At 69.2% G+C, this 8,914-nt stretch carries 9 protein-coding genes and 1 pseudogene; 4 read left to right on the forward strand and 6 right to left on the reverse strand.

Annotated features, from left to right (window positions below; genetic code table 11):
- Window positions 1–46: 46 nt before the first annotated feature.
- Complete coding sequence (locus IF54_RS0136625) at window positions 47–748, forward strand: response regulator (RefSeq protein ID WP_030326851.1); 702 nt, start codon at window positions 47–49, stop codon at window positions 746–748.
- Window positions 749–858: 110 nt separating this feature from the next.
- Here IF54_RS0136625 and IF54_RS0136630 read toward each other — a convergent pair whose 3' ends face one another.
- The 4 genes from IF54_RS0136630 to IF54_RS0136645 form a co-directional block, all read right to left on the reverse strand.
- Complete coding sequence (locus IF54_RS0136630) at window positions 859–1,479, reverse strand: hypothetical protein (RefSeq protein ID WP_030326853.1); 621 nt, start codon at window positions 1,477–1,479, stop codon at window positions 859–861.
- A 42-nt stretch (window positions 1,480–1,521) separates the two neighbouring features.
- Window positions 1,522–1,989 (reverse strand): hypothetical protein, encoded by a 468-nt coding sequence (locus tag IF54_RS0136635; RefSeq protein ID WP_234439150.1) that lies wholly within the window; start codon window positions 1,987–1,989, stop codon window positions 1,522–1,524.
- A gap of 151 nt (window positions 1,990–2,140) precedes the next feature.
- A complete protein-coding gene (locus IF54_RS0136640; protein WP_030326858.1) occupies window positions 2,141–3,265 on the reverse strand; it encodes a fatty acid desaturase family protein in 1,125 nt (374 codons plus the stop codon).
- Window positions 3,266–3,272: 7 nt separating this feature from the next.
- Window positions 3,273–4,328 carry a ferredoxin reductase gene (locus IF54_RS0136645; protein ID WP_030326860.1) on the reverse strand — a complete coding sequence of 352 codons (1,056 nt, stop codon included), beginning with the start codon at window positions 4,326–4,328 and terminating at the stop codon, window positions 3,273–3,275.
- An 87-nt stretch (window positions 4,329–4,415) separates the two neighbouring features.
- Between IF54_RS0136645 and IF54_RS0136650 the strand changes: the two genes are divergently transcribed.
- Both IF54_RS0136650 and IF54_RS0136655 read left to right on the forward strand, forming a co-directional pair.
- The gene (locus IF54_RS0136650) at window positions 4,416–5,555 is read left to right on the forward strand and encodes a PucR family transcriptional regulator (RefSeq protein WP_030326862.1); all 1,140 of its coding nucleotides are present in this window, start codon (window positions 4,416–4,418) and stop codon (window positions 5,553–5,555) included.
- 311 nt (window positions 5,556–5,866) lie between these two features.
- Entirely contained in the window at window positions 5,867–6,355 is a 489-nt protein-coding gene (locus IF54_RS0136655; protein ID WP_030326864.1) for a GNAT family N-acetyltransferase, read from the forward strand.
- Between the two features lie 145 nt (window positions 6,356–6,500).
- Here the strand turns inward: IF54_RS0136655 and IF54_RS0136660 are convergent, their stop codons facing one another.
- Both IF54_RS0136660 and IF54_RS0136665 read right to left on the reverse strand, forming a co-directional pair.
- Entirely contained in the window at window positions 6,501–7,433 is a 933-nt protein-coding gene (locus tag IF54_RS0136660) for an aldo/keto reductase (RefSeq protein ID WP_030326866.1), read from the reverse strand.
- A gap of 403 nt (window positions 7,434–7,836) precedes the next feature.
- Window positions 7,837–8,418, reverse strand: coding sequence for a snapalysin family zinc-dependent metalloprotease (locus tag IF54_RS0136665; RefSeq protein WP_030326868.1), 582 nt, complete (start codon window positions 8,416–8,418; stop codon window positions 7,837–7,839).
- A gap of 423 nt (window positions 8,419–8,841) precedes the next feature.
- On the opposite strand from IF54_RS0136665, the pseudogene IF54_RS42465 reads away from it, so the two are divergent.
- Window positions 8,842–8,914 (forward strand): annotated as a pseudogene (locus IF54_RS42465) (50S ribosomal protein L33); the annotation flags it as partial.

The following is an 8,914-nucleotide window of genomic DNA, read 5'->3' on the forward strand; positions in this document are numbered from 1 at the left end:
CGTGACGGGCGGCCCGCAGCCCGTACGCCGCCGGGGACGAGGGGTCATGACCGAGACACGCACCTTCACGGAGCAGAATCCGATCCGTGTGTTCCTTCTGGACGACCACGAGGTCGTACGACGCGGGATCACCGACCTCCTCGACGCCGAACCCGGCATCTCCGTCGTCGGCGACGCCGACACCGTCGAGCACGCGCTCGTCCGCGCTCCGGCGCTGCGCCCCGATGTCGCCGTGCTCGACGTACGCCTCCCCGACGGCGACGGCATCACGGTCTGCCGGGAGCTGCGCAGCAGGATGCCCGAGCTGGCCTGCCTCATGCTGACGTCGTTCGACGACGAGGACGCCTTGCTGGACGCCATCATGGCCGGAGCCTCCGGATACGTCCTCAAGCAGATCAGAGGCTCGGACCTGGTCTCGGCGGTGCGCACGGTCGCCTCCGGCCAGTCGATGCTCGACCCTGCGACCACGGCCCGTCTGATGCGCTCCCTGCGTGCCGACCCGGCCGACACCCCGACCATGTCGCCCGAGCTGGCCGGACTGTCTCCCCGCGAGCGGGACATCCTCGCCCTCATCGGCGACGGTCTCACCAACCGCGAGATCGGCAAGAAGCTCTACCTCTCCGAGAAGACGGTCAAGAACCACATCTCCCGCCTGCTGGCCAAGCTCGGCGTCCAGCGCCGCGTCCAGGCGGCGGTCCTCGCCTCCCAGCTGGAGCGACCGGACACGGGGGAACGCCCCGTCAGGTGAGCGATGGCCGGGCGTCTGGGCGGTGGCCGGGGGACGGGGCATGGGGCAGAGCGGTGCCCGCGCCGGACCGCGCGCTCGCGGGCCGTCCGATCTCATCGGAGCTCAGGTCCTCATGCGCGACCCGGATCGACACCCCGGGGGAACCCGTGGATCCCGGGCTCGGTGACGGACGCGTCGTCGATGAGTGCCGGGCAGACACTCCAGTCGGCGGCTATCCGCATCACCTCGTGTTCCGTCGGCATCGCCGTGTGCCAGGCGTCCCATTCGGCCTCTCCCCACTCCGGCCGGACCTCTTCCCGCCCGACCAGACCGACACCGAGTTCCCGCTCGACGGCGGTGGGTTCACCCCGGCGCAGCGGAACCTCCCCGCTCATGCCGATGTAGCAGTAGGCGCGGGTCAGTTCACCGGACTCGACCCTGGCCCAGACGTGGTAGTCGCTGACGCGCTCGTTGCGGAAGTACTGGAGGTCCCCGACACGAGAGGCCAGCGACCGCAGCCAGGCGGGGAACTCCGGATCCGCCGGTTCCGTCGGGTGCGTCAGATGCATCCTGCCGTGGGCGAGCGTCCACCCCGGGACCGGCCTGGCGACGAAGACACCCTGCGAGTAGGCGAGTTCGGTGCCAGTCTCCCAGTCCATCCGCTGTCGGAGCCGTAGACCGAGGGCATCGGCCACCTCTTCCGGCCCGGCGTCACGCACGGCCAGCCAGGACGTCTTGAAGCCGAAGGACATGAACCCTCCACTCTGGTGTCCCGTCACGCGAGGTCAAGAACGTTACTGAGCAGGAACATCCGACCGCACCAACCGGATTCGCGCAGCCGGTATGCGCTCGGACAGGTGGAAGAAGCCGTTGCCGTTGTCGAGGAGCGACGCCCCGTCGACGTCGTCCACGGCCCAGCCGTCAACCGGGCCACCGGTGTTGTTGATCTGGAGGAAGAACGACACGTCCTCGTCCCGGCAGACGAAAATCCCCTCCACCTCGGGGCGGCGGCTGCCCGTGATGCCCCGTGCGGCGCCCATCCGGGTCCAGTCCAGGCCATGCCGTGTGATCGACTGCCGGTTGACCACGGACGAGACGTGGAAGTGGCGCGGGGTGTTCAGCACGCCAGGAGTAATAGGCAGCAGTGAGGTTTCCGCCTCGGTCAACCGCGGGGTGAGGACGGCTGCGGAGCGCCGGGCCAGCGCACGGGATGACCCTCGGCGCTGTCCGTTGACGACCGTCGGCAGCGGCGCTGGAATCATCTGCTGAGGCTAATCCCCAGGTACGGGCGACCTGTTCGAGGGGTACGGCGGCCGAGGCGGCCACCCGTCACGTCGATCGGCCGATGGAGCACGGCGGCACATCACGCATCTCGGCCCGCCACCGCGCTCGCATCTCCACCGATGCCGGACGTCAGGCCGCGACGAGTTCCTTCTCGCGCTCCGGCACCTCGACCACGGGCTGCTTCTTCTTGTTCGGCAGGGAGAGCCGGAAGACCTTGCGCCATGCCGAGAAGACCTGCACGGGCAGCGGACCGGTGACGTACTCCAGCTCGTACTTCTCGAACAGCGCGCGCACCTTCACGGCGACCTCGGCGTACCGGTTGCTCGGCAGGTCCGGGAACAGGTGGTGCTCGATCTGGTGGGACAGGTTGCCGGTCATGAAGTGCATGGCCTTGCTGCCGCTGATGTTCGCCGAACCCATCATCTGACGCAGGTACCACTGGCCGCGCGTCTCGCCCTTGATCGACCGGCGCTCGAAGACCTGGACACCCTCCGGGAAGTGGCCGCACATGATCACCGAGTGGGACCAGATGTTGCGGACCAGGTTCGCGGTGAACGTGGCGGCGAGCGTGGGAAGGAAGGACGGGCCGGACAGCAGCGGATGGATCACGTAGTCCTTGAGGACCTGCTTGCGGATCTTGCGGCCCACGGCCCTGGCCCGCGCCCGGAACTCCGGGTTCTTGCGGCGGCGCTTGTGCAGGTTCTTGCCGAGCTCCAGGTCGTAGGCGGCGATGCCGTACTCGAAGAAGCAGGCGTTGATGAAGTTCCACAGCGGCTGGCCGAGGTGGAAGGGGTGCCACTTCTGGTCCTCGTCGACGCGCATGATGCCGTAGCCGAGGTCGTTGTCCTTGCCGATCACGTTCGTGTACGTGTGGTGCAGCTCGTTGTGCGAGTGCTTCCACTGGTCGGCCGGCGAGACGTGGTCCCACTCCCAGGTGGTGGAGTGGATCTTCGGGTCCCGCATCCAGTCCCACTGGCCGTGGAGGATGTTGTGGCCGATCTCCATGTTGTCCATGATCTTCGCCACGGACAGACCGGCGGTGCCGAGCACCCACGCCGGCGGGAACATCGAGAACAGGAGCACGCCCCGGCTGACCAGCTCGAGCGTGCGCTGCGCCGAGATGACCTTGCGGATGTAGGCGGCGTCCTTCTCGCCGCGGCCGGCGATCACCTCGTCGCGGATCGCGTCCAGCTCGCGGCCGAGCTCCTCGATCTGCTCCGCGGTCAGGTGGGCGGTGGGGTCGATGGCGGTCAAAGTGCTCCTACTGTTCGATGTCACAGGGGCCCGCGGCGGCGGACACGCAGGTCTGGATGAGGACGCCCGGCTCTGCCTCGGTGATCTCACCGGTGCGCAGGTCGCGGACGGCGCCCGCCTTGAGCGGCGAGACGCAGCCGAAGCAGATGCCCATGCGGCACCCGGACGGCATGAGCACACCGGCCTCCTCGCCGACGTCCAGCAACGGCGTGGCGCCGTCCGCGTCGACGGTCTTCCCGGAGGTGCTGAACGTGACCTGGCCACCGTCGCCGGTGGCGATCACGGTGGGGCGGAAGCGTTCGGTGTGCAGGCGCTCCGGTACGCCGTGCTCGCTCCAGTGCTTCTCGGCGGCGTCGAGCAGGCCCGTGGGCCCGCACGCCCAGGTCTCGCGCTCGGCCCAGTCGGGCACGAGTTCGTCGAGACGGGCGATGTCGAGCATGCCGTCCGTGGCGGTGTGCACCTCGGTGAGCCGCAGCTTCTTGCCCGCGACCAGGTCGTGCAGCTCCTTGCGGAAGATCACGTCCTGCGGCTGGGGCGCGGAGTGGACCATGACGACGTCGTCGAACTCGGTGTCGCGCAGCATGCCCATCACGGGGGTGATGCCGCTGCCGGCCGTCAGGTAGAGCACCTTGGCGGGCTTGGCCTGCGGCAGCACGAAGTCGCCGGTCGGGTGGTCGAGCTGGATCAGGGTGCCCGGCTTCGCTCTGCGGACCAGGTGATTGCTGACCTTGCCGTCGGGGATCGCCTTCACAGTGATCGTGAGGCGGCCGTCCCGGCGGTCGGTCGGTGAGGTGATGGAGTAGGCACGCCACAGGCGCACCCCGTCGACATCGACCCCGACGCGGACGTACTGACCGGCCGTGTGGCCCCGCCAGCCCCGCCCGGGCCTGATCACGACCGTGGCGGCGTCGCTCGTCTCGGGGTGCACGGCCTCGATGCGGCCGCGCAGGTCAGCGCCCGCGCGCAGCGGACTGACCAGGTCGAGGTAGTCCGACGGCAGTAGCGGCGTCGTGACCATCTCGAGCAGTTTCCACGCCCTGCTGCGGAGGGCTGTACTCGTCATGATTCCAGCTTGCTGCGCCTCAGGGCGTAAAGTCCTGACCGCAGGATGTGAATCTGGTGGGTTGAATTGTTCGCAGGGAACAAAAACGTGAGCCATGCAATCCGTAGGGCGAGTGAACTGGCCCTCAATGAGACAACGGTCACCGCACTGCGGGCCGAGCTGAGGAGCACCGCCGACGAGGTCGTCCAGGCCATCATCGACGAGGTGCCTCCGTACGCCAACGCCCTGTCGGGCAGCATGGGCGGCACCATCCGCCGGGCCGTCCGCACCGCGCTGGGGCACTACCTGGACCTCGCGAGCGGGAACGCCACGGGCGGCGACGCCGGGGACGCGGCCTACGAGCTGGGCCGCGGCGAGGTGCGCGACGGCCGGTCGATGGACGCCCTGCTCAGCGCCTACCGGGTCGGTGCCCGCGTGGCCTGGCGGTGCCTGGCGGCGGGTGCCGTACCCGCGGGGCTGCCCGCCGCCGAGGTCGCCAAGTTCGCCGAGCTGACCTTCGCCTACATCGACGAGCTCTCCGCGGCGAGCGCCGCCGGCCACGCCGACGAACTGGCCGCCCGGGGCCGGGCCCAGGAGCGCCATCTGGAGCACCTGGCCCGTGACCTCCTCGCCGGCGCGAGCCCGGACGTGCTGCTGGCCTCCGCTCAGCGGGCCGGCTGGCAGCCGCCGGTCTCACTGACCGCGGTCCTGCTGCCCGCCGACCAGGCCCGGCCCGCCTACCGCGCCCTCGACCCGAGCACCCTCGTCCTCGACGATCTGCCGGACGCCACCGGAGTGCTGTTCGTCCCCGACGCCGACCGACCGCATCTCCTGCGGCAGCTGACCGACCGGACCGCCGTGGTCGGCCCGGTCCGGCCATGGACACGAGCGTCCGCGTCCTACGGCCGGGCCCTGCGCGCCCGCTCCCTCTCCTCCGGCATCCGCGACACCGAGGAACATCTGCCCGAGCTGGTGCTCACCGCCGACATGGACGCGTTCGCCGACCTGCGTGCCCGCGCGCTCGCACCGTTGCAGGCCTTGCCCGACGCGACCGCGCGGCGGCTGGAGGAGACCTTGCGGGCGTGGCTGCTGCATCAGGGCAGGCGGGACGAGGTGGCGGCGGCGTTGTTCGTCCACCCCCAGACGGTCCGGTACCGGATGTCCCAGCTGCGGGAGCTGTTCCCGGATCTCGCGTCGCCGGACCGGGTCCTTGAACTGACGCTGGCGGTCGGCCTTCGGGCGGACTGAGGCGTACAGCGTTCACGAAGGCGCCTCAAGAACTGCCACGGTTGGTTGGTGCCTCCGTTGCAGGTCCACAGGTCCACGAGGACGCCGTTCGTCTTGGTGGAGCGGGGGTCGTCGAGGCACAGTCCCGAGGCCGGCGAGCGGCTGCGCCGGCTCGGTTCGAGGGGTTTGCTGCCGATTACCGTTGTACGGACAAGGCGGCGCCCGTCGATGGGCCTGTCTGCGAACCCACCAGCAGCCCCCGCCTGCTGCGCATGACCGACAGCAGCCGACCCGGCGTCGGCAGGCACTCCGCGGTGCGGTTTACTCTTCGGATGAGTTCCCGCACTTCCCCGACCAGTCGGCCGATCACGATTCGGAGGGCGGTCGCGAGGGATGCGAAACGCCTCACCCGGCTCGTGCGAGGCTCGGGCGCCTACGCGGGCAAGTACGCAGCGGCGGTCGCGGGCTACCGGGTCGGTCCCGACTACATCGAAGCCCACCGGACCTTCGTGGCCGTGGGCGCCGACGAAAACGGCGGCCGGATCCTGGGGTTCTACTCGCTCGTCCTCGCTCCACCGGAACTCGACCTGTTGTTCGTCGCCGACGAAGCGCAAGGACGGGGGCTCGGACGGCTGCTCGTCGCGCACATGTCGTCGGAGGCGAGGGCTGCCGGGCTCGACCGTGTCGAGGTCGTGTCACACGTGCCCTCGCAGGACTTCTACCACCGCGTCGGTGCGGTGCGGACCGGGACCGCGCTCGCGAACCCGCCCGCCGTGCCGTGGGACCGTCCCACGTTCGAGTTCCGCATTTCTTCGGAGTGACGTGGTGCGCCTCCCTGCGCCGGGGCGCGGCGTCGCCGGAGCCCCGCGAAAGTGCCCCGACCACTGGTGGCCACGGCATTCCCCGGGACTGCGGCGCTTTCGGACCTGACAACCGGACGGAAAGGTCGTCCGGAAGGGGCAGAGGCTACGGCACCTTGTACCCGGCGGCGCGGAACAGTTCGTACCACTCGGGGCGGGTCAGCGGGAGGTCGGAACCGAGCGCGGCGGCGGTGACGCGTTCGGGCGTCGTCGTGCCGAGGACGACCTGCATCTGCGCGGGATGACGAGTGATCCAGGCGACCGCGATCGCCTCGGCCGGCACGCCGTATTTGTCACTGAGCCGGTTGATCACCGCGTTCAACTCGGGGAAGCGGTCGGAACCGATGAACGGCCCGTCGAAGAATCCGGCTTGGAAAGGCGACCACGCTTGAATGGTGATGTCGTGCAGGCGGCAGTAGTCGACGATTCCGTCGTCGCGGACGACCGACTGGTCGAGGTCCTGCATATTCGCGGCGACGCCCTGCGCGATCATCGGCGCGTGAGTGATCGACAGCTGGAGCTGGTTCGCCACGATGGGTTGCGTCACGTGCTTGCGCAGCAGGTCGAGTTGGCGGGGGGTCTGGTTGGAGACGCCGAAGGCACGTACCTTGCCTGCCGCGGCCAGCTCGTCGAAGGCCCGGGCCACCTCCTCCGGCTCCACGAGAGCGTCGGGGCGGTGCAGCAGCAGGATGTCGAGATAGTCGGTGTCCAGTGCCCGCAGTGAACCGTTCACGGACTCGACGATGTGCTGATGAGAGAAGTCGAAATAGGGCCCGTCCTTGACGATGCCGGCCTTCGACTGAATGACGAACTGCTCACGCTCCGACGAACTGAGCTTCATGGCCTCAGCGAACCGACGCTCGCAACCGTGGTCGTCCGTGCCGTAGACGTCGGCGTGGTCGAGGAACGTGATGCCGGCGTCGCGTGCAGTGTTGACGAGCGTGCGTACCGCCTCGTCGCTCATGTCCTGGATGCGCATCAGGCCCAGGACGACGTTGGGGACCACCATGTCGGTGCCGGGCAGGGTGTAGGTCTTCATGGGGGCTCTTTCGCTGTGACGTGAACGTTTCAGGCGGAGGGGCCTGCGGACTGGTCGTCAGGGACGACGCCGAGACCGCTGCGGCTGCGCATTCTGGTTCCGGTCATCGTCACTACATCCTCGTCGGGCAACCCCCGTATTGCGCGATGCAGTGAGATGCTGCGGTCTCACTCTAGAAATGGTCGATCCAGAAATCCAACAACTGCTGGTTCTGCAATTGAGAACTGTGGGATGTGAATCCATCCACGCCCTGCTCGAGTCGGCTCGGGTGCTGTAGCAGTTGCCGGGGCGTTGGCCAGGAGCCGTCGTTGCCCTGACCGCACCGCCGTCGCCGGTCCCGGCTCACTGGTCATGTCCCGGGGACCTCGTCAAGAGATCCCCGGGCCGTCCGACAGCTGGGCCGTCAGGGTGCGTCGACGAGGATCCGGCCCTGGGCCGGCGTGAGCGTGGCGATCGCGCTCGCGTAGGCGGACTGCACTCGGGAGCGCTCGGTGGCGTTGGGTGTGGCGTTGGTGCAGGCCGTACCGGCGCTCGATCCCGACATCAACTGTGAGCAGGGGCCGGGCTTGGTGTCCGGCAGGCCGAGGCTGTGGCCCATTTCGTGAGCGGCGATGCGGGTCTTGTTGTAGCCCTGGTCCACGGCCTGGCTGCCGAGTTCCACGCGCACCTGACGGCCCGGGCGAACGGGGCCGAGCGTGGCCTGCGGCCAGCCGGTGGTCGCGATGATGACGATCTCGGCCGCGGTTCCGGGCGCCGCTTCCACCAGGTGGACGTTGCTCACGTTCGCGTTCCACGTGGCTACAGCGGCCGCGACCGCGCTCTCCCAGCCTGCGGCGCGGCTGTCGTCGTAGCGAAGGGTCACCGCCGCGGCCTGGGCGGCGGACGGTTCAGCGGCGGGAGCGGGGACCGCGGTCGCGGTGCCCGCAGTGGCGAGGACAAGCGCTGCGGCGGACGTGCCTGCCTTGAGCCAAGTGCCGAGGGGCATTGCTGCTCCTTCATCCGTGGGGGGGGGAGTCCGGCCCCGGCGGGACCGGGAGCGCGAAGGAGCGGTACGGGTGGTCCGGCAGGGGCCGGGCACGCCGTCGACCACCCCTCCGGGGCGTCGCGATCGTATGCCCTGCCACCCTCTTACGTCATGTACCTGCCAGGATGATCATCCGTCAGAATCCGGTAGTCAGCGGAAGTTGTCCTGCCGATCTCGGGGCGCCTGGGAGTGTTGTGTCCATTCGGCCGGTCGTCGCGTAGCGGCCGCTCTGCCGGCGCCGCGGAATGCTGCTCGGCGTGTCCTGGCCGGGGCCGACTCCGGAGCTGCTGATCGCCGTCGGGAATGATGCGCCGGCCGGCCGCGTTGACACGACTGCATGACATGACCGAGTCAAAGCGCTCGGTGGTGGTGGAAGGAGTCCTCATGGCACGCAGCACCACGCGTCCCGTCGTCACGCTCAGGTCGACGGCGGGCACCGGCTTCACGTACGTGACGC

The sequence above is a fragment of the Streptomyces sp. NRRL B-3229 genome (assembly GCF_000719505.1).
Lineage (GTDB): Bacteria > Actinomycetota > Actinomycetes > Streptomycetales > Streptomycetaceae > Streptomyces > Streptomyces griseorubiginosus.

Bases quoted from the DNA above. Each gene is read 5' to 3' on its own strand.
- IF54_RS0136660 (WP_030326866.1), bottom strand. From the start codon at position 7,433: ATGAAGACCTACACCCTGCCCGGCACCGACATGGTGGTCCCCAACGTC.
- IF54_RS0136625 (WP_030326851.1), top strand. From the start codon at position 47: ATGACCGAGACACGCACCTTCACGGAGCAGAATCCGATCCGTGTGTTC.
- IF54_RS0136645 (WP_030326860.1), bottom strand. From the start codon at position 4,328: ATGACGAGTACAGCCCTCCGCAGCAGGGCGTGGAAACTGCTCGAGATG.
- IF54_RS0136655 (WP_030326864.1), top strand. From the start codon at position 5,867: ATGAGTTCCCGCACTTCCCCGACCAGTCGGCCGATCACGATTCGGAGG.
- IF54_RS0136665 (WP_030326868.1), bottom strand. From the start codon at position 8,418: ATGCCCCTCGGCACTTGGCTCAAGGCAGGCACGTCCGCCGCAGCGCTT.
- IF54_RS0136635 (WP_234439150.1), bottom strand. From the start codon at position 1,989: ATGATTCCAGCGCCGCTGCCGACGGTCGTCAACGGACAGCGCCGAGGG.
- IF54_RS0136630 (WP_030326853.1), bottom strand. From the start codon at position 1,479: ATGTCCTTCGGCTTCAAGACGTCCTGGCTGGCCGTGCGTGACGCCGGG.